At 64.0% G+C, this 19,184-nt stretch carries 15 protein-coding genes; 6 read left to right on the top strand and 9 right to left on the bottom strand.

What is annotated here, in order from left to right; translation table 11 throughout:
• Positions 1-284: 284 nt before the first annotated feature.
• From P353_RS11290 to P353_RS11280, 3 genes are read left to right on the top strand one after another with little or no spacing between them, the layout of a single operon-like run.
• A complete protein-coding gene (locus P353_RS11290; RefSeq protein WP_034369138.1) occupies positions 285-3,092 on the top strand; it encodes a xanthine dehydrogenase family protein molybdopterin-binding subunit in 2,808 nt (935 codons plus the stop codon).
• Positions 3,092-3,661: a (2Fe-2S)-binding protein gene (locus P353_RS11285; protein WP_003052822.1), complete on the top strand. Its 570-nt coding sequence runs from the start codon at positions 3,092-3,094 to the stop codon at positions 3,659-3,661. The genes P353_RS11290 and P353_RS11285 overlap by 1 nt, the downstream gene beginning before the upstream one ends.
• Complete coding sequence (locus P353_RS11280) at positions 3,654-4,940, top strand: cytochrome c (protein WP_034369133.1); 1,287 nt, start codon at positions 3,654-3,656, stop codon at positions 4,938-4,940. The genes P353_RS11285 and P353_RS11280 overlap by 8 nt, the downstream gene beginning before the upstream one ends.
• Positions 4,941-5,104: 164 nt before the next feature.
• Here the strand turns inward: P353_RS11280 and P353_RS11275 are convergent, their stop codons facing one another.
• From P353_RS11275 to hemC, 4 genes are read right to left on the bottom strand one after another with little or no spacing between them, the layout of a single operon-like run.
• Positions 5,105-6,415, bottom strand: a complete 1,311-nt coding sequence (locus P353_RS11275; protein WP_034369129.1) for a heme biosynthesis protein HemY — start codon at positions 6,413-6,415, stop codon at positions 5,105-5,107.
• Positions 6,416-6,432: 17 nt separating this feature from the next.
• Positions 6,433-7,548, bottom strand: a complete 1,116-nt coding sequence (locus tag P353_RS11270; protein WP_034369127.1) for a uroporphyrinogen-III C-methyltransferase — start codon at positions 7,546-7,548, stop codon at positions 6,433-6,435.
• The gene (locus tag P353_RS11265; RefSeq protein WP_080750515.1) at positions 7,545-8,390 is read right to left on the bottom strand and encodes a uroporphyrinogen-III synthase; all 846 of its coding nucleotides are present in this window, start codon (positions 8,388-8,390) and stop codon (positions 7,545-7,547) included. The genes P353_RS11270 and P353_RS11265 overlap by 4 nt, the downstream gene beginning before the upstream one ends.
• Before the next feature lie 13 nt (positions 8,391-8,403).
• Positions 8,404-9,348: a hydroxymethylbilane synthase gene (hemC, locus tag P353_RS11260; protein ID WP_034369125.1), complete on the bottom strand. Its 945-nt coding sequence runs from the start codon at positions 9,346-9,348 to the stop codon at positions 8,404-8,406.
• 78 nt (positions 9,349-9,426) lie between these two features.
• Between hemC and ppc the strand changes: the two genes are divergently transcribed.
• Positions 9,427-12,276 (top strand): phosphoenolpyruvate carboxylase, encoded by a 2,850-nt coding sequence (gene ppc / locus P353_RS11255; RefSeq protein WP_034369123.1) that lies wholly within the window; start codon positions 9,427-9,429, stop codon positions 12,274-12,276.
• A gap of 433 nt (positions 12,277-12,709) precedes the next feature.
• On the opposite strand, the gene flhC is transcribed toward ppc, so the two are convergent.
• The 5 genes from flhC to P353_RS11230 form a co-directional block, all read right to left on the bottom strand.
• Positions 12,710-13,261, bottom strand: coding sequence for a flagellar transcriptional regulator FlhC (gene flhC / locus P353_RS11250; RefSeq protein ID WP_003052834.1), 552 nt, complete (start codon positions 13,259-13,261; stop codon positions 12,710-12,712).
• 38 nt (positions 13,262-13,299) lie between these two features.
• A complete protein-coding gene (gene flhD, locus P353_RS11245; protein WP_003052836.1) occupies positions 13,300-13,626 on the bottom strand; it encodes a flagellar transcriptional regulator FlhD in 327 nt (108 codons plus the stop codon).
• Positions 13,627-14,271: 645 nt separating this feature from the next.
• Complete coding sequence (locus P353_RS11240) at positions 14,272-15,183, bottom strand: sulfurtransferase (RefSeq protein ID WP_034369203.1); 912 nt, start codon at positions 15,181-15,183, stop codon at positions 14,272-14,274.
• Positions 15,184-15,389: 206 nt separating this feature from the next.
• Positions 15,390-16,304 carry a DMT family transporter gene (locus P353_RS11235; RefSeq protein ID WP_034369121.1) on the bottom strand — a complete coding sequence of 305 codons (915 nt, stop codon included), beginning with the start codon at positions 16,302-16,304 and terminating at the stop codon, positions 15,390-15,392.
• A gap of 83 nt (positions 16,305-16,387) precedes the next feature.
• Entirely contained in the window at positions 16,388-17,527 is a 1,140-nt protein-coding gene (locus P353_RS11230; protein WP_034369119.1) for an aromatic ring-hydroxylating oxygenase subunit alpha, read from the bottom strand.
• Between the two features lie 431 nt (positions 17,528-17,958).
• Between P353_RS11230 and xseB the strand changes: the two genes are divergently transcribed.
• Both xseB and P353_RS11220 read left to right on the top strand, forming a co-directional pair.
• Entirely contained in the window at positions 17,959-18,198 is a 240-nt protein-coding gene (xseB, locus tag P353_RS11225; RefSeq protein ID WP_003069159.1) for an exodeoxyribonuclease VII small subunit, read from the top strand.
• 38 nt (positions 18,199-18,236) lie between these two features.
• Positions 18,237-19,178 carry a polyprenyl synthetase family protein gene (locus P353_RS11220; protein WP_052084832.1) on the top strand — a complete coding sequence of 314 codons (942 nt, stop codon included), beginning with the start codon at positions 18,237-18,239 and terminating at the stop codon, positions 19,176-19,178.
• Positions 19,179-19,184 lie beyond the last annotated feature (6 nt).

The raw sequence follows: 19,184 nt of genomic DNA, 5'->3' as shown, positions 1-19,184 counted from the left end.
GAGCATCAATATTCCGAGTATTTGACTTGTGAATTTAGGTGGCGGGAAATCATGCAGGCCGCTGTTTCTATACTCCGCGCCTCTTAGTCTTTTAAAAGACCAAAGCGTGGCGGACGGCCAAGGCTGGCGATATGTGGGTAGAAATGCCGACAACAACTGCAGCCGTTATCACCTGCTTTTTGACTCTTGGACGCATACAACGTTCAGGAATACATAGTCATCTAGCGATGTGCCCACGCCAGTCCTTGCTGTAGCTGTGCGCATTGCAGCAAGGAGTTGGAACCGTGTCCAAACTGGACTTGAATCGGCGCAGTTTTCTGAAGACTGCCGCCGCCATGGGCGTGATCGCAAGTGTGCGCCCGGTCAAAGACGCGCTTGCGGAATTGATCACGCCCGCCAGCGGTCAGGAGACCCACTGGATCAATGGCAACACCCTCAACTACCGCCGCGACGGCCTGGCCAAGGTCACCGGGCAGAAGGTCTTTGCCATCGACCTGCGCGCCAGGGACATGCAGGGCTGGCCTGCGCAGCAGTCGCATGCGCTGACCATCCATATCCCGCGCGCCGACCGCATCTATGAAGGCCTGGATCTGTCGGTGCTGGGCAGCGACTACCAGCCCGATGTGCTGATCGATGCCGAGTCCATTGCCGCCGACGGCGTGGGAATGCCCGAGCCGGGCTTCTACGGCGAATTCTTCGTCAAGAAGGGCCAGGTCTCGCCCATGCTGGGTCACCCGGTGGCCGTGGCCATCTGGCACGACTACGAGAAGTTCCGCGTGGCCAACCAGCGCCTGCGCTTCAATGACGCGATCTTCCGCTTCGGTGCCGAGGCTGCCCAGCCGCCGCGCGCGCCCTATGTGGCCGCGCGCTACGTACGTGTGCAGGGCGAGGACGGCTATGGCGAAGACAGGTTCTCGCCCATGAAGAACACCGTCATCTGGCCGCAGCTCGATGAAAAAGGCGTGCACTGGCCCGACAGCAGCCACCCCGCCTTCGGCGCGCTGATGGGCGAGTCGGCTCGCATTCAGGCCGAGATGAAGCAGCCCAAGGACGGCTTGCGCGCTTTTGCACGCAAGTACTACAGCCAGTCCATCGAGCATGTGGCCATGGAAATGGAAAACGGCCTGGCCTGGTATGAGCAGGGCAGCGGTGCGCTGCATATGGTCGCCGCGAGCCAGGCGCCCTATGGCACGGCCGAGCATGTGATGCACATGCTCAAGGACAGCAAGCTGCCGCTGAACCAGCTCGACTACATCAGCTCCTACACCGTGGGTTACGGCCAGAAGGAGCACCATCCCTTCCCGTACTATGTGGCACTGGCGTCGCTGTACGCCCAGGGCCGCCCAGTGCGGCTGGCGCTGGACCGCTGGAAGCACTTCCAGTTCGCACTCAAGCGCCATCCCTTCGATGTGGAGACCGCGATCTCGGTGGACAAGGACGGCAAGTTCCAGGCGCTGACCTGCCACATGGTGGGCGACGGCGGCGGCGTGACCAACTTCAGCCCCTCGGTGGGCACGGTGGCGGTGACGGCGGCGCAATCCATTTACTACTTCCCCGAGAGCGACCTGTCGACCGAGGTGTACCCCTCCATCGGCGTCACGGCGGGCTCCATGCGCGGCTACGGCACGGTGCAATCCATGGCCTATACCGAGATGCTGGTCGACGAGATCGCCCAGGAGATCGGCCTCGATGCCATCGAGCTGCGCCGGCGCAATGTGCTCAAGAGCAGCATGAAGAACACCCAGGGCGCCTCACCCTCGGGTCATCTGCGCATCGGCGAGATCCTCGACATGGCGGCCAAGGACCCGATGTGGACCGAGCGCGCCAAGCGCAAGGCCGACTTCGAGGCTGCCAACCCCGGCCTGCGCTACGGCATAGGCTTCGGTGCGGTGCAAAAAGACTTCGGCACGGGGGCGGAAGCCTCGATCGCGCAGCTGGAGATCACGCCCGAGGGCCGCATCAAGATGCGTCACATTGCCACCGAGATCGGCACCGGCAGCACCACGGCGCAACTGGTGGCGGTCGAGCCCTTCCTGGGGCGTCCGGCGGACGACGTGGACTTCGCAGTCAACCACTGGGACAACCTGCCGCTGCATACCAAGGACGAGCCCTACACCACGCCCCAGGCCAAGGAGGACGAGCTGGCGCGGGACCCGACCTGGACACCGCGTCTGGTCTCGCCGGTATCGGCCTCGAACTCGGCCTACTACTTCCGCCACGCCACGCAGCAGGCGGCGCAGCTGCTGCTCAAGCTCTGCCTGTGGCCTGCGGCCCAGTCGATCTGGTCCGGCAAGGACGGTGGTGGACAGTTGCTGCCCAGCACCGTCACCGAAGACATGCTGGAGTGGCGCGATCGCATGCTCGTGGCCGAAGGCCTGGAGCCGCTGAGCCTGGAGCGCCTGGCTGCCCGCGCGCACGAGCTGGGCATGGTGACCGGCGTCTGCGTGCATGCCTTCAATCGCTGGGCCTGGGCCAAGGCCGATTTCACGGTCGAGGGCAAAAAGTTCCAGGCCATGATCGACGCCCTGTCCGTGCAGTACGGCAAGGGTGCCGGCGAGGCCAAGAAGGCCGCGATGAAATCCGGCGGCTATGCCTTCATCGCACGCGACAAGGTCTATTACCCGCCGGTGCAGCGCACCAATGCGGGCACGGTGTACTACGCGCCCTGCGCCACCATGGTGGAGCTGTCCGTGTCTCCGGGCACGGGCAAGGTGAACATCCTCTCGCACAGGACCTGGCTGGAATGCGGCACGCAGATCGTGCCCGAGCTGGTCTCGGGCCAGATCCAGGGCGGTGTGGCCATGGGCATTGGCCACGCGCTGTACGAAGACCTGCCGCTCCATGAGACCGGCCCCGGCAACGGTCAGTGGAATCTGAACCGCTACCACGTGCCGCGCGCCAGCGAAGTGGCCGTGTGGAAGGCCGAGGGCGTGGTGCTGCCGCCGCTGTCGCGCACCGATCCGCCCAAGGGCATGGCCGAGGTGGTGATGATTCCGGTGGTCGCCGCCTGCGTCAACGCCATCGCCCATGCCACGGGCAAGCGCTTCCATGCCACCCCCGTGACCCCCGACAAAATCAAAGAGGCACTGTGATGCAGGACCGTATTCAATTCTCCGCCACCATCAATCGCAAACAGGTAGGCCCCGTCGACGTTCCCAAGGACTTGATGATGATCGAGTTCCTGCAGGAATACGCGGGCATGAACGGCACGCGCCTGGGCTGCGGCCAGGGCGTTTGCCGCGCCTGCACCATCATCGTCGACGACCCTGAAAAAGGCTCGATCACCGTGCCCGCCTGCGTGACCGGCGTGACCTGGCTCAACGGCAAGACCATTCGTACCGTGGAAGGCATTGCCTCGGTGGACGACAAGGGCGTGGTCCATCCCTCGCCGGTGCAAAAGGCCTTTCTCGAGCACTACTCCTTCCAGTGCGGCTACTGCACGCCCGGTTTCGTGAACTCGGCCACCGTGCTGGTGGAAAAGCTCCAGAAACACCCCGTGCCCGCCGATGAGGTGGAAAAAGCCATCGAGGAGCAGCTCGAGCCCCATATCTGCCGCTGCACCGGCTATGTGCGCTACTACAACGCCGTGCGCGACGTGATCCTGAAGACGCCGGGCCTGACCACGGGCAAGCGCAGCAAGGAGGTCGTCAACAATGGCTAAGACCTGGATCAAGGGCCTGGGCGCAGCCGCCGTTCTGGGCGTGCTCGTGGCTGGAGGCATGTATCTGTACGGCAGCGCAAGTGGCGACGTCCCCCCGGCCACGGTGGACTTTGCCAAGCTGGGCCCGCAGGAGTTCGATGCGCTGTACAAGCGCGGCGAGCAGGTGTTTCGCGGCGGTGACTGTGCGGCCTGCCACAGCTCGCCTGCCACGGGGGCGGAGCTGGCAGGCGGCGTGCCCATGGTCACCCCCATGGGAACGCTTTACGGCAGCAATATCTCGCCTTCCAAGGAGCACGGCATCGGCGGCTGGACGGCCGACGATCTGTACCGGGCAGTGGCCGCCGGCATGGCACCAGGGCGCAAGAACCTGTATCCGGCCATGCCGTATGCCAGCTACCACCAGATCACGCGTGCCGATGTTGATGCACTCTGGGTGTGGCTGATGAAGCAGCCGGCCGTGGAAGTCGCCAACAAGCCCAGCGAGATGAACTTCCCGTTCAACATCCGTCCTGCCGTGGCCATGTGGAATGCGCTCAATCGCCCCGCAGCCAAGGAGTTCGACATGTCGGTGGACGAACTGGTGCGCGGCAAGTATCTGGTGGATGTGCTGGGCCACTGTGCCGAATGTCACAGCCCGCGCACCAAGGCCACCTTCGCCATGGATGGCTCGCGCTATCTCGAGGGCAATACCATCGAGGGTTCGTACGCTCCGGCGCTGACCCCCGATGCCCTGAGTGAGCGCGGCTGGACCAAGGACGATCTGGTCAAATTCTTCCGCACCGGCCTGTCGCCGCAAGGGGTGATGACTTTCCGCATGTCATCGGTGCTCGAGCATTCCACCTCGCGCATGGCGGAGGCCGATGTGCGCGCCATGGCCGCCTATCTGACCCAGAACCGCGAGATGCCCGGGCCCAAGGTCAAGGCTGCCGAGGGTCAGACCAGCGTCAAGGGCGAGAACCTGTACCTTGGCCTGTGTGCAGGCTGCCACGGTGCGCAGGGCCAAGGCCAGCCGCATTCGTCGGTGCCCATGAGCACCAACACCACGGCGATGTTCCCCACGCCCATCAACCTGATTCGCGTGATCCGCGAGGGCGTGCACGAGCGTGATCTGGCTCATGGCGAGCGCATGCAGACCATGCCTGGCTATGCCGACAAGCTCAGCAACGAGGAGATGGCCGACCTAGTCAACTACATGCGTCAGACCTGGGGCGGCCGCCCTGGCGACGTGACAGCCGCTCAGGTGGCGGAGCATGTGAAGACCATAGAGCACAGCAAGTAACTCCAGAGCTGGCTAGAGGCCACGGTCGCTCGCGGTTTGCCGTGGCGGCTGTGGCCTTTTGTTTTGCGCTCGGCCAGAGCAGAGTCGTTGGTCGCACAGTGCCCGCCTGACTCCGTGCCGCAGTCGCGGCTTCCCTGCTGCTTGTGAGCCGTGTCGGAGCGCGCCTATTCGTCCTGCGCCGGATTGTCCGGTAGCACCACCATGGCCTGGGCTGCGAGCTTCCAGGCGATGGCCGAGGCCTCCATATCGCCACGGTGCTCGGCCATCAGCGCCAGACGCTGCCAGGCGCGGGTACGCAGTTGGGGGTCTTGCAGCAGCGGTGCGGCGCGGGTCAGCAACTGCTGGGCCTTGCCCCATAGCTCGCGCTGCACGCAGGCCATGCCGGCCAGATATTGCAGGCGCGGCTCGCGCGGGTTGGCATTGGCTGCGGCTTCCATGCGAGCGAGCCAGGCTCCATCCAGCTTGCCCAGGCTTGACTGCAACACTTCCACCAGCTTGGGCAGATGGGTTTCCGTGCGCGGTCCGGGCTGGGTCAGTAAATGCTCCCACACGGGCAGCAGCCAGGCGCGTGCCTGCTGGGCTTCGCCACCCAACTCGATCAGGCGTTCCGTGGCAGGGATGGCCACTTCGGGCATGGCGCGCTCGTCTTCGTCCAGCGACAGCCAGAACTGCTGCAGCGACGAAGTGTCACGTGCGTCGCGGATGCTGGCCAGCAACAGGCCGCGGACCACACTGGCCGAGGCCGCGGGAGAGAAGGCGCGGTGCTTGGCCAGCAGCCGGGCAGTGTCCAGCGCCGCCTGCGTGTCGCCGGAAAGGCGTGCTGCCTTGAGTTTGATGCGCAGGGCGATCGTGCGACGGCCAGCGCCCAGAGGCAACTCGCCCAGGCGGCGAATAGATTCGGCGGCATCGCGGTCGTCCAGTGCCCAGCGGGCTGCGCGCATCTGGGCGCCTTCGCGAATTTCCATGTCCTGGGTGTTGCCGGGGATGGGCAGCACGTCCAGAGCCTGCTGCCAGTGCTTGTCGCGCAAGGCAGCATCCTGCAGGGCGTGGGAGGCATCGGCGGCGATCAGGTGGGCCGTGGCGTTCAGGCGCTCGCCATAGGGCAGGCCGGCCTTTGCTTCGCGCAGCGATTGTTCGGTGGACAAGGCGGCCAGGGCCGATTTGCGGGCGCGCAAGAAGCGGCCGGCCTGCAGATGCGAGAGTGCTTCGAGCAGGCTTTGGTTCATGCCACGCTCTTTTTGCTGCATGCGCCAGCGGCGTGCCTGGTGCGGCATCTGCAGCAGCACTGCCAGTGCACGCAGCGCGGCATACAGCAGCACGAAAGCCAGAAAGAGCAGAACCAGGGCCAGGTTCAGCGACATGTCCACCCGGTAGGGCGACAAGAACCAGGTGACCGAACTCTGGTTATTGCCGGCAAACAGTGCCATGGCCACGGCCACGGCAAACAGAACCATCAACCACAAGGCGGCGCGCATCTCTGTGTCCTCCTCGATTAGCGGCCGGCGGCCGCTGTGGTCAGAGCGTTCAGCGTGTCTTCAAGCTCTACGCGTCCGCCAGTATGCAGATTGGCCTGAATCTGCTGCAACTGCGCCTGGGCGATCTGGGTGCGCCGTGAGCGTGCGTCAAAGTATTTGTTGAGCAAGGTGCCTGCAGCGCTCAGGTCGGCGCGCGCCGACTCCCACTGGCGCGACAGCAGGGCCAGACGGGCGTTGAGCAGTTGCAGCTTGAGGTTCTCGCGCAGGAAATAGCCCTGCTCGGGGGCCAGCAGGGCCACCTCGGGGTGATCGATGCGGCGCACGCGCACCAGATCGGCCGCGCCATCCTTGAAGGAGTCCCAGACCCGCTGACCCTGGCCCTGCCACCAGGCCCATTGAGTGAGGGAGAGACTGGCGTCCTCGGGCGTGTCATGAGCGGCCGCCGTCTTGCGGGGCTGAGCATCGCGCGCACGCGGGCGACCCACATCGTTGATAAGAGCCAGGTCGTCCACTTGGCGAATCAGGTCTTCGATACGACTGAGCACCCCCGTGGTGTCCGTCACGCTCATGCGCGAGAGCTTGTCCAGATCCAGATCAATGGCTCGCACAACGGGAGCCAGACGCGGCTGGGCCGTGCTTTCCACGCGCTTTCTGGCCGATTTGAGGCTCGCTACCATCGGCTGCAGGCTGCCCGAGAGTTCAGCCTGTTGCTGGGCCATGCGTACCGAGGATTCGATATCGGCCACCAGGTTTTCATCGCGCGAGCGCGACATGCTTTGCATCAGCTCTTCGAGCTGGTTGCGTTGCAGGTTGAGTTCGGCCACACGCGCCTCCATCACGGAGACACGCGCTGCGCTGTCGCGAGCCAGATCTTGAGCGTCCTTGGCCAGGGTGCGAGCCTCCACCGACTGCGCGCCGGACTGCGCCGACTGACGTGCCAGTTGCTCCTGCATATTGCCCACGCGCTGCCACAGCATGCCGCAGGCGACCAGGGCTGCGGCAGCCACCGCTCCCAGCGTCAGCACCAGAGCCGTGGGTGCACCACGCCCGCTCTGAGTGGGCACGGAATGGTCCTGGTTGGGCGGTGGGGCTATGGGTTGCTTGTCGGAGGTGGGGATGGCATCGGAGCTCATAGAACCGATTCTATAGACGCCACCACATCGTTCAGACTTGGGCGACTGTGCAAAACCCGACCGAAACCAGCTGAAAGTGCTTTGCTGGCAATGCGCTCATGGGTGGTGAGCGCTAACCCCGAGTGCCATTGCTGCTGGGGTAGCAGCTGTTGCAGGTTGGCAACAGCTTCCGAGCTGCTGAACAGCCACAGGCTGCCGTCGCTGGCGGCCTGTCGCGCGATATCCAGCTGCTGCGCCGTCCAGCAGGGAAGCTGGCGCTCATAAACGGCCAGCAGTTCCACCTCGGCTCCGGCTTCGCGCAGCCGGGCTGCCAGCCAGTCACGGCCTGCGCCTTGTATGGACGGCATTGGTGTGTCGGCATTGCCGGCGACGGGGGCGGTCGCCGGGCTGGTGCCGCGCACGATCAGCACGCGGTCGCCGGCTCGAACCTGGCCCTGCACGTTCTGCCACAGCGCTTCGGACTCGAACTGGGCGGCATCGGGGCAGGGGCCGTCGATCTGGCGGGAGCTCAACCCGAGCTCCAGCAAGGCACGCTCCGTACCCGGACCCGGAGTCCATGCTCTTGTATCAGGAGCCAGTAACGCTTGACCAATATTTGTTTGAGGTGAGCTAGGCGCAAAGAAATACTGCGCCGCATTGCCGCTGACAAACATCACGGCGCGGTAGTGGCCTGACTTCAGCGCCAGCTGGCGCGCCCTCAGCAGGGCCTGGCGGGCCGCCGGATCGGTGCAAGGCCCTATGCCTATCAGCGGCAAGGCCTCGGCCTGCAGGCCGCGGGCGCGAAACGCATCAACCCATGGTTTTGCATCATGCAAGGGGCGGGTGACCAGAATGCGGCGCATCGGCAGGCGCGGCTCAGTCCTGCTTGGGGGCCGCAGGCACGGCGCCCGCCGCTTGCAGCTGCGCGGCCAGTTGCTCGCCCAGGGCGTTGGCGCTGGCAAAGTCCGTGACTTGGGCGCTGGCCTGCACGCGCACCAGACCCTTGTCGCCTTCCATATCGCCCCAGGCCGCATCCATGTGCAGGGTGTCGCCTTCAAAGCGGCCGTATGCGGCCAGCGGCATGGAGCAGCTGCCGCCCATGCAGCGGCTGACGGCGCGCTCGGCAGTCACGGTCAGCCAGGTGGGCATATGGGCCAGCGGAGCCAGGGCGTCGATGATGTCCTGACGGTCGGCGCGCACCTCGATGCCCAATGCGCCCTGACCGGCAGCGGGCAGCACCTGGGCCGGATCGAAGCGGGCGCGGATGCGCTCGCTCATCTCCAGGCGCATCAGGCCTGCAGCGGCGAGCACGATGGCGTCGTACTGGCCTTCGTCGAGCTTGCGCAAACGGGTGTTGACATTGCCGCGCAGGGCCTCGATCTTGAGGTCGGGGCGCAGCGCCTGCAGCAGGGCCTGGCGACGCAGGCTGGAGGTGCCCACCACGGCACCCTGGGGCAGCTCGTCCAGCGATGCATACCGGTTGGAGACAAAGGCATCGCGCGGGTCTTCGCGCGTCATCACGCAAGCCAGCACAAAGCCCTCGGGCAGCTCCATGGGCACATCCTTCAAGGAGTGCACGGCCAGGTCGGCGCGGCCTTCCTCGAGAGCCACTTCCAGCTCCTTGACGAACAGGCCCTTGCCGCCCACCTTGGACAGGGCACGGTCCAGAATCTGATCGCCCTTGGTCGTCATCCCCAGCAGATCGACGCTGTGGCCGCGGCCGCGCAAGATCGCCTGCACATGCTCGGCCTGCCACATGGCCAGCTGGCTCTCACGTGTGGCAATGACGATGGATGTGGGTGAGGATGCAGAAAATTTCATGACGGCGCGGTCTCAAGCGGGTAACAGGGAATGCTAGCATGGCAAGTTGCCTTACACCGTGCCCAAGGAGAATAGTTCATGCCTTCCGCCCGCCCCAAGAGCGCCGCACATGCAGACAAACATGGCGACAAGCCGGCACGCAAGACCGACAAGGATTTGCCGCTGATCGAGGACATCCGGCTGCTGGGGCGCATTCTGGGCGATGTGATTCGCGAGCAGGAAGGTGGAGCGGCCTACGAACTGGTCGAGCAGGTGCGCCAGCTCTCGGTGGCCTTCAGGCGCGATGCCGACGAAGCGGCCGACAAGGCGCTCAAGAAGCTGCTCAAGGGACTGTCCAGCGATCAGACGGTGAGCGTGATTCGCGCCTTCACCTATTTCTCGCACCTGGCCAATCTGGCCGAAGACCGCCACCACATCCGCCGCCGTGCCGTGCACGAGCGCGCCGGCAACACGCAGGAGGGCAGCATCGAGGTGGCACTGGCACGCCTGCGCTGGGCGGGCATTTCGACTGCCACCGTGGTCGACACGCTGGCCAAGAGTTTCATTTCTCCCGTGCTGACGGCCCACCCCACCGAGGTGCAGCGCCAGAGCATTCTGGCGGCCGAGCGTCGCATTGCACAGTTGCTGGCCGAGCGCGACGACATCCTGATGCGCGCCCAGCTCTACAACAGTGCCAAGGATGCGCTCACCCCGCGCGAGCTGACCCGGGTGGAGGCGCAACTGCGTGCCTGCGTGGCCCAGCTTTGGCAGACGCGGCTGCTGCGCCATTCCAAGCTCACGGTGGCCGACGAGATCGAGAACGCTCTGTCCTATTACGAAGCCACGTTTTTGCAGGAGATCCCCAAGATCTACGAGCAGCTGGAGCAGGAGCTGGGCGAGAAGCTGCCCGAGCAGAGCTTTTTGCGCATGGGCCAATGGATAGGCGGCGACCGCGACGGCAACCCCTTTGTGACGGCCGAGAGCCTGGAGCTGGCCCTGACGCGTCAGGCCGACGTGGCGCTGCGTCACTATCTGCGCGAGGTGCACTATCTGGGCGGCGAGCTGTCGCTGTCGGCCAATCTGGTGGATATCACGCCCGAGATGCAGGCGCTGGCCGATGCCTCGCCCGACCACAATGTGCACCGCAGCGACGAGCCATATCGCCGGGCGCTGACGGGCATCTATGCGCGGCTGGCCGCGACGCTCAAGCAGCTGACGGGCGGCGAGGCGGCACGCCACGCCGTGGCGCCCCAGAATGCCTATGCATCGGCCGACGCGTTTCTGGCCGATCTGCAGATCATCGACGACTCGCTGTCGCGCTACCACGGCGATGCCCTGGCGCCGCAGCGCCTGCGCCCGCTAATGCGTGCCGTGCGGGTCTTCGGCTTCTATCTGTCCACGGTGGACCTGCGCCAAAGCTCGGACAAGCATGAGGAAGTGGTGCGCGAGCTGCTCTCGGTCGCCAAGGTCGAGCTCGACTACAGCCTTCTCGAAGAAGACGCCAAATGCGCGCTGCTGGTGCGCCTGCTCGAAGACGCACGCCCCCTGCGAGTGATGGGCGGCGACTACGGCGATCACACGCGCAGCGAACTGGCCATCTTCGAGACCGCCAAGCGCCTGCGCGAGCGCCTGGGCGGCGAGGCGATTCGCCATTGCATCATCAGCCACACCGAGACCGTGAGCGACCTGCTCGAGGTGCTGCTGCTGCAAAAAGAAGTGGGCCTGCTGCGCGGCACGCTGCAGGACGGTGCGCAATGCGATCTCATCGTGGTGCCGCTGTTCGAGACCATCGAGGATCTGCGCAATGCCGCGCCCATCATGCGCCGCTACTACCAGTTGCCCGGCATTGCCGAGCTGGTCCGGAAAAGCGGCGGCGAGCAGGACATCATGCTGGGCTACAGCGACAGCAACAAGGATGGCGGCATCTTCACCAGCAACTGGGAGCTGTACCGGGCCGAGATTGCGCTGGTCGATCTGTTTGACGATCTGGCCGACCACTACGGCATCCGGCTGCGCATGTTCCATGGCCGCGGCGGCACCGTGGGACGTGGCGGCGGCCCCAGCTATCAGGCCATTCTGGCGCAGCCGCCGGGCACGGTGCGCGGTCAGATCCGCCTGACCGAGCAGGGTGAGGTCATCGCCTCCAAATACGCCAACCCCGAGATCGGGCGCCGCAACCTGGAAACCCTGGTGGCCGCCACGCTGGAGGCCACGCTGTTGCAGCCGACCAAGCCCGCGACCAAGGCCTTCCTGGAGGCCGCGGCGTTTCTGTCCGAAGCCAGCATGGCGGCCTACCGCGCGCTGGTCTACGAGACTCCGGGCTTTACCAATTACTTCTTCAGCAGCACGCCGATTCGCGAGATCGCCGAACTCAATATCGGCTCGCGCCCCGCATCGCGCAAGGCGACCCAGGCCATCGAGGACCTGCGCGCCATTCCCTGGGGCTTCAGCTGGGGCCAGTGCCGCCTGACGCTGCCTGGCTGGTACGGCTTCGGCTCGGCGATCCAGGCCTTCATCCACCGTCCGGGCAAGGATGCCAAGGCGCAACTGGCACTGCTGCAGAAGATGTACCGCCAGTGGCCGTTCTTCCGCACCCTGCTCTCGAATATGGACATGGTGCTGGCCAAGAGCGACCTGAACCTGGCCTCGCGCTACAGCGAGCTGGTGACCGACACGCGCTTGCGCCGCCGCATCTTCGGTGCGATCGAGGCCGAGTGGCACAGCACGGTGGAGGCGCTCAACCAGATCACGGGCGACAAGCAGCGCCTGGAGCACAACTCGGCGCTGGCGCGTTCCATCCGCCACCGCTTCCCCTATATCGATCCGCTCAACCACCTGCAGGTGGAGCTGGTGCGCCGCTGGCGTGCAGGACAGACCGACGACAGGGTCAAGAACGGCATCCATCTGTCCATCAACGGCATTGCCGCCGGAGTGCGCAACACGGGGTGAGGCTGTCAGCGGATGCTCCTAAATAAGGAGCTTATATCGCCAATAAATAAAGGGTTTTAGGTAGATAAATGCTTAAAACCCTTTGTTGTATGGCGCTGCAAGCTATGAAAGTTGAAGGGCCTTCAAGCAGGCATGCTCCAAAAGCGAGGCATCCAGCAAGCGCTGTCGCTGCTTCGCAGCCATCAAGGCCGGACACGCTGAAAGCGCCGCAGCAGATCACAGGAGAGTAGGTTGCAACTTTAGTAGCTGCCTGCGCCAACGCATAAAGGGTTTGAGGCAAATAAATGCTTCAAACCCTTTTTCGTATGGTGCTGTCAGCTATGAAAGTTGAGTTTAAAACTGGCGTGCTCCAGGCCAGAGGCAGCGAGCAAGCGCCGCCGCGCAGCGAGGCTGCCGTCCCCCTCAGGGGGAAGCGGCGCAGCCGCTCAGGGGGTTAGTGAAGCATCAAGGATCCAGCCGCCTTGCTCTTGCCGGCGCGCGCGGGAGGATTGCACAAACCGCACTGGTAGTGGCGCGCATTCTCGTAAGGCTCGGTCACGAACTGGCCCTTGCAGACCGAGCATTGCGTGCGCGTCAGCATCTGTGCATCGACAAACTTCACCAGGCGCCAGGCACGGGTAAAGGACAGCAGCACCTCGAGCTCGGCCGCCTGAATCTGTTCGGTATAGAGGCGGTAGGCCTTGGTCAGCTGCTCGGCCGAGTCCAGCTCCACGCCCTTGGACAGGTATTCGTAGATATTGAGGAACAGCGAGCTGTGGATGTTTTCCTGCCAGGTCAGAAACCAGTCCGTGGAAAACGGCAGCTGGCCCTTGGAAGGAGACTTGCCCGAGATTTCCTTGTACAGCCGGATCAGGCGTTCATAAGACAGCGTGGTCTCGGACTCCAGCACCTGCATGCGGGCGCCCATCTCGATGAGCATGGCGGCGCGCTCGATTTGCTTGGATTCGTTCAGAACGCTTTTGGTGGCAGTCTTGGCGGCGGGCATCAATCTCTCCTTAAAACCAGGTAGTCGCTAGCGGGTGCTCAGAGCACTTCGGAGACACGGCTGGCCATCAGGATGTTGGCGTGCAGCGTATTGGTGGCGGCGTTGCCGATCTTGTTGCTGCTGTGATTGGTCAGCAGGCTCCAGACCATTTCGTCATCGGCACGGAAGCTGGCCAGCAAGGTGTTGCGCGATGCCAGCTTGAGCACCTGGGCCGAAGACAGCGAGCCCAGCAGTTCGCAGGACTCTTCGTTCAGACCCAGACGGAACACGGCCTCGGCCTTGTCCTGGCGGATCAGGGTCTGGGCCAGCATCAGATAGGTGAGGTTGGCTTCGCGGATCTCGGCAAGCAGTTGTTCGTTGTTCATGGGTCCAGTCCTTTCAATCTCGACAGACCGTCACGGCACACATAAACAAGACGTTAAAAGTGTTTCGATCTGTTGAAATGAATTGTGTTTCAAGCCTTGATCGAACTGAAGTCGGGGAGCGTCGGTATCGCCGGTCTGGTTTTACAGGCACACATGTAGGATTTCCCTTACTGCCCTGCCGTCCTTCGGGATGACTCGGAGTGCCGGGTGGGGGCTGACATTGCATCAGGCCGGATTCCGCTGGTGCATGTATTGTGAATCTGTCCGGAAGATGACAAACGAGGAAATAGGCGGCTTTTTATTCGGTATCTGATCGCCTATTAAACAAGGAGGCGCGGATTGCCTGTGATAGCGGCCTGCATCCGGGTTGCCAAACTGCATCGACACGGGGCGCGGACATGGGCGTCGGTCATGCCGCCAAGGCCCGGAGCACCGCGAAGGAATGGGCTTGGTCTTGGTCTGGTCTGGCTTGGTTTGGCCTGACTTGGCTTGGCGCTGATCAACAAGCGCCGCATCGCGCTTGGGCCTGTCCGCCGTGATCACGCTGCGCTCTGACCGTGGCCCAGGGCGTGAACCCGGCAAGCGCGGGGGGCGAGCATGCCTGTTCGAAGCCGGTGCCTGGCACGGCACCGGCATGCGTCAGGTTCAGCCCCTCTCGGCCGGCCGCGAAGGCTGGCTGCACCACTCGCTCCAGCTGCCGGCAAACAAGGCGGTGGGCGCAAAGCCTGCAATGCGCATGGCCAGCACATTGGGCGTAGCGCTGACGCCGCTGCCGCACTGGTGCACCACGCTGGAGGGATCGCGTCCGGCCAGCAGCTGGTCAAACTCGGCCTTGAGCAGCGCTGCGGGCTTGAAGCGTCCATCGGCGGCGATATTGCTGCCGAACGGGCGGTTCAGCGCGCCCGGAATATGGCCTGCCACGGGGTCCAGAGGCTCCACTTCGCCGCGGTAGCGGGCCGGGGCCCGGGCATCGATGAGGGTCTGGGTAGCCTGACCCAGATCGGCCTCGACCTCAGCGACGGTCTTGAGCGTCTCCAGCGGCTGGCCCAGTTCAAAGTTGGACTGGAAATGGCGGGGCTCTTCCCCGCTGCCCAGGGCTTGGCCGGCCGCCTGCCAGGCCTGCAGTCCGCCATCGAGCACGGCCACGGCATCGTGGCCGGCCCAGCGCAGCATCCACCACAGGCGACCGCAGTAATTGGCAGCGTTGCGGTCATAGACCACGGCCTGCATATCGTTGGCAAAGCCTATGGACGACAGCCAGGCGGAAAAGCGCTCGCGCGTGGGCAGGGGGTGGCGGCCACCGGATGCCGACTGCACGCTGGTGGCGACCTGGCCGTCTTCGCCGGGTGCTCCGTGCGGTGCACTGAGGTCTTTGTCCAGATCGACGAACAGGGCACCGTCGATATGGACCTGCAGATACTGCTCGCGGCCGGCAGGCGGATTCATGAGGTCAAAGCTGCAGTCAAACACCATCAAGGGCTTGCCGCTGGCCTTGAGCCGGGCCAGTTCTTCGACGGAAATCAGGGTGTTGTAGTGCTCGGGCGTCGAGTGGTTCATGGCTTGCTGCTCCAAAGATTGAACGGCTGCAGACGGCATGGCGTGCAGTCTTGCGGCATACAAACCATTATGCGATCGGGCCGCAGCGCCCGAGCCCGGCCGCTTCATTGTTTGGATATGGCAAGCCGCGCAGATCCGGCGTGGACTGCGCGGCAGGCTGGGGCTGCTGACGTGCATGGCGAAGGCGCCGGGCGCCCCAGGCATGGCTAGCCCCTGGAGCGCAAGGTGGTGGCAGCGGCGCCGCTGGCGACGATGAGCACAATGCCTCCCCAGCCGATCAGGGGGATGCTTTCGCCGAACAGCACCAGGCTGAGCAGGGCGGCAAACACAATGCCCGAGTACTGCAGATTGGCGACGACCAGAGTGTTGCTCTTGCTGCCGGCCGAGGCATAGGCCTTGGTCATGCAGACCTGGGCCACGGCGGCCAGCACGCCCACGGGCAGCAGCCACAGAGCGCTCCAGCCGGGGAAGGGGGAGATGCCGGTGAACAGCATGGTGATGCCGCCGGCAATGGCCGAACCCACCGAGAAATAGAACACCACGCGGGTTTCAGGCTCGCCCAGGCGCGACAGGGTGGTCACCTGCATATAGGCCATGGCCGCAAACATGCCGCCAAACAGGCCGCCGAGCGCAGCCACCCATTCGCTGGCCGGGGCGCTGGTCGGACGCAATACCAGCAGCACGCCGACAAAGCCTGCTATCACCGTGGACACCAGGCCCCAGGGGAAGGGCGGAATAGCGCGGCGGGTTTCGGGCTCGGCCGCATAGGATTTGCGCAGGGTGTGGCGCATCCACAGGCCCTGGGCGATGAGAAACACCGCCATCCAGATGCTGCTCATGGAGTTGAGCGTGGTGGCCGTGGCCAGTGGCAGATGGCCGATGGCGTAGAACCAGGCACCCATGGAGATCACACCGACAAAGCTGCGCCAGGCATGCTCGCGCGAGTACTGGGTGGTCAGCGTCACGCCGCTGCGCCTGGCCAGCCAGACCAGCAGCGCCATGCTGACCAGGCCGCGGTAGAACACGATCTCTGCCGCATTGAAGTCCTGGGAGGCAAACTTCACACACACACTCATGACCGCAAAAATCAACGCGGCCAACACCATCCACAGGGCTTGCATATCTCACTCAATTCAGCATAAAAAATAGCTGCTGTGCTTATGGGGTAAGCGATAGCAGCTATCAGTCTTGAGGTTTACCTCATTCAGCGTTGGGGAACGCTGTCACCCATGATGCGGCGATACCACTCATGGAAATGTTGCATGCCGTCTTCCATGGGGCTCTGATAGGGGCCGACCTCGTTGTCGCCGCGTGCATGCAGCGCCTTGCGGCCGCCGTCCATGCGCTCGGCGATCTCGTCGTCCTCGATGCAGGTTTCCATGTAGGCGGCCTTCTGGGCCTGCACGAACTCGGGCTCGAAGGCGGCGATTTCCTCGGGGTAGAAGAACTCCACCACGTTCAGCGTCCTGTCCACGGCCAGCGGGTGCAGGGTCGAGACGGTCAGCACATGCGGATACCACTCCACCATGATGTGGGGGTAGTAGGTCAGCCAGATGGCGCCGCGCTCGGGCAGATCGCCATTGCGGTAGGCCAGCAGCACCTCGTGCCACTTCTTGTAGATGTCCGAGCCCGGGTTGCCGAAGCTGGGGGCAACGCCCACGGTCTGCACCGAGTACTCGCTGGCGAATTCCCACTTCAGATCGTCGCAGGTGACGAAGTTGCCCAGACCGGGGTGGAAGGGGCCGACGTGATAGTCCTCCAGATAGACCTCGATAAAGGTCTTCCAGTTGTAGTTGCACTCGTGCATCTCGACATGGTCGAGCACAAAGCCGTCGAACTGGAGCTGCTCGCGCAGCTTCATGCCGGCCAGGTCGGCCTCGATGTCGCGGCCGTTGTCCTCGAACAGCAGTCCGTTCCACTCGCGCAGACGGTAGTTGTTGAGGTTCAGGCAGGGGTCGTGGCTGAAATGGGGCGCGCCCAGCAGCTCGCCGCTGGTGCTGTAGGTCCAGCGGTGCAGCGGGCAGACAATGTTGCCGCCGGCATGGCCCTTGCCCTCGGACAGCAGATTGCCGCGCCCCTTGAGCATCACGGCCTGACGGTGGCGGCAGACATTGGAGATCAGCTCGATCTCGCCTTTGGCATTGCGTACCAGCGCCCGCCCCTCTTTTTCCTGAGGCAGGGCGTAGTAGTCGCCTATCTCGGGAACGGCCAGCTGGTGGCCCACGTAGCGCGGGCCGCGCTTGAAAATCGTTTCCAACTCGCGCTGGAACAGCGCCTCGTCGAAATAACTTGAAACTGGTAGTTGGCTTGCGGCCTGCTGCAGTTGAAGACTTAAATCAGTCATGGATGACCTGACCTAAAGACTCCCCACAGGGAGGGTGCACGTGCGCACACGGTAAAAAACGAAACCGGCCTTGTCTGGACACGGGCTTCAGGCAATAGGCGGTGGCTTGGCCAGCCGACTCGTTTGCCCGACCGGATGACCAGGCACGGGGCCGGCTTGACGGGAATGGGATTATAGGCTGTGGGGTTATTTCCGTTTTTCTGGTACGTGTATTGACGTTATTTCGGCGGTGTGGCGAAGAATCCTGTCAGCAAGCTGCCAGCCGCTCGCAAACCTTGGCTGGTCGCCAAAAAGGCCGGCGCGAACGGCGCCGACCTGGCCGGAAGTCACAGCCAAGACATCTCGCGCCGGCCGGCTTTGCGGGCATTGCACGCCAATGGTGCAGGGACGCCTAAAATCGTCGTTTTCGTCCAACATAAGCCACACCCTCCATGCCCAAGGCCGCTGCCGCCAAAAAATCCGAACAGCCTGTCAGCTATGAAGCTGCTTTGCAGGAGCTGGAACAACTGATTGCGCAGATCGAATCGGGTCAGCTGCCGCTGGAGCAGATGCTCAGCGGCTACCAGCGTGCGGCCGAGCTGCTGGGCTTTTGCCGCAGCCAGCTCGAAGCCGTGCAGGAGCAGGTCAAGGTACTGGATGAAGGCAAGCTGTCCGCCTGGACCCAGGACTGATCCCGGCGTCCGCGCTTTTTGCCTTGAAGATGCAGCCCATGAATGAATCAATGATTGCCGAACCATCGACGCCTTTGAACGAGGGCAAGCCTGCCCTGGATTTTTCCGTCTGGATGCAGGAGAGACTGGCGCGCACCGAAGATGCTCTGTCGCGCTGGGTGGGCATCAATGCACCTGCGGGCCTGGGCGAAGCCATGCGCTACGCCGTGCTCGATGGCGGCAAGCGCTTGCGACCGCTGCTGGTCTGGGCGGCTGCCGAAGCGGTGGGCGGTCAGGCTGCGGCCACGCTGCGCGCAGGTTGCGCTGTTGAGCTGATTCACGCTTATTCGCTGGTGCACGACGACATGCCCTGCATGGACAACGACATCATGCGCCGTGGCAAGCCCACCGTGCATGTGCAGTTTGGCGAAGCCTCGGCCCTGCTGGCCGGTGATGCTCTGCAGGCCCTGGCGTTCGAGCTGCTGCTGCCTGAAGACGACGGCATTCCCTGCTCCATGCAGGCCAAGCTGTGCCGCCTGCTGGGCGCGGCGGCGGGCAGCCAGGGCATGGCCGGCGGCCAGGCCATCGACCTGGCCAGCGTGGGCAAGCAACTGAGCGAGGCGCAACTGCGCGAAATGCACCGCCTCAAGACCGGTGCGCTGCTGCTGGGCAGCGTGCTCATGGGCGCTGCCTGCAATGCGCAGACCGATGTCAGGGCACTGGCTGCGCTGAGCGACTATGGTCAGGCACTGGGCGTGGCTTTCCAGGTGGTGGACGACATTCTGGATGTGGTGGCCGACTCCGCAACGCTGGGCAAGACGGCCGGTAAGGACGCGGCCAATGACAAGCCCACTTTTGTGTCGCTGCTGGGGCTGGAGGCTGCGAGAGCCCATGCCGAGCAGTTGCGTCAGCAGGCTCATGCCGCCCTGACGCGCAGCGGTCTGGCCGACACGCAGGCCCTGGGTGCACTGGCCGATATGGTCGTGCAGCGTACCCACTGAGATTTA

This window comes from Comamonas testosteroni (assembly GCF_000761245.1).
In the GTDB taxonomy this organism is placed as follows: Bacteria; Pseudomonadota; Gammaproteobacteria; order Burkholderiales; family Burkholderiaceae_C; genus Comamonas; species Comamonas testosteroni_C.
The sequence above is the reverse complement of the archived record's forward strand: the minus strand, read 5'-3'. Positions and strand labels throughout refer to the sequence as shown.

Excerpts from the sequence above, each read along its gene's own strand:
- P353_RS11285 (WP_003052822.1), top strand. The coding sequence starts at position 3,092 with ATGCAGGACCGTATTCAATTCTCCGCCACCATCAATCGCAAACAGGTA.
- P353_RS11280 (WP_034369133.1), top strand. The coding sequence starts at position 3,654 with ATGGCTAAGACCTGGATCAAGGGCCTGGGCGCAGCCGCCGTTCTGGGC.
- P353_RS11275 (WP_034369129.1), bottom strand. The coding sequence starts at position 6,415 with ATGCGCGCCGCCTTGTGGTTGATGGTTCTGTTTGCCGTGGCCGTGGCC.
- P353_RS11270 (WP_034369127.1), bottom strand. The coding sequence starts at position 7,548 with ATGAGCTCCGATGCCATCCCCACCTCCGACAAGCAACCCATAGCCCCA.
- P353_RS11265 (WP_080750515.1), bottom strand. The coding sequence starts at position 8,390 with ATGCGCCGCATTCTGGTCACCCGCCCCTTGCATGATGCAAAACCATGG.
- hemC (WP_034369125.1), bottom strand. The coding sequence starts at position 9,348 with ATGAAATTTTCTGCATCCTCACCCACATCCATCGTCATTGCCACACGT.
- ppc (WP_034369123.1), top strand. The coding sequence starts at position 9,427 with ATGCCTTCCGCCCGCCCCAAGAGCGCCGCACATGCAGACAAACATGGC.
- flhC (WP_003052834.1), bottom strand. The coding sequence starts at position 13,261 with ATGCCCGCCGCCAAGACTGCCACCAAAAGCGTTCTGAACGAATCCAAG.
- flhD (WP_003052836.1), bottom strand. The coding sequence starts at position 13,626 with ATGAACAACGAACAACTGCTTGCCGAGATCCGCGAAGCCAACCTCACC.
- P353_RS11240 (WP_034369203.1), bottom strand. The coding sequence starts at position 15,183 with ATGAACCACTCGACGCCCGAGCACTACAACACCCTGATTTCCGTCGAA.
- P353_RS11235 (WP_034369121.1), bottom strand. The coding sequence starts at position 16,304 with ATGCAAGCCCTGTGGATGGTGTTGGCCGCGTTGATTTTTGCGGTCATG.
- P353_RS11230 (WP_034369119.1), bottom strand. The coding sequence starts at position 17,527 with ATGACTGATTTAAGTCTTCAACTGCAGCAGGCCGCAAGCCAACTACCA.
- xseB (WP_003069159.1), top strand. The coding sequence starts at position 17,959 with ATGCCCAAGGCCGCTGCCGCCAAAAAATCCGAACAGCCTGTCAGCTAT.
- P353_RS11220 (WP_052084832.1), top strand. The coding sequence starts at position 18,237 with ATGAATGAATCAATGATTGCCGAACCATCGACGCCTTTGAACGAGGGC.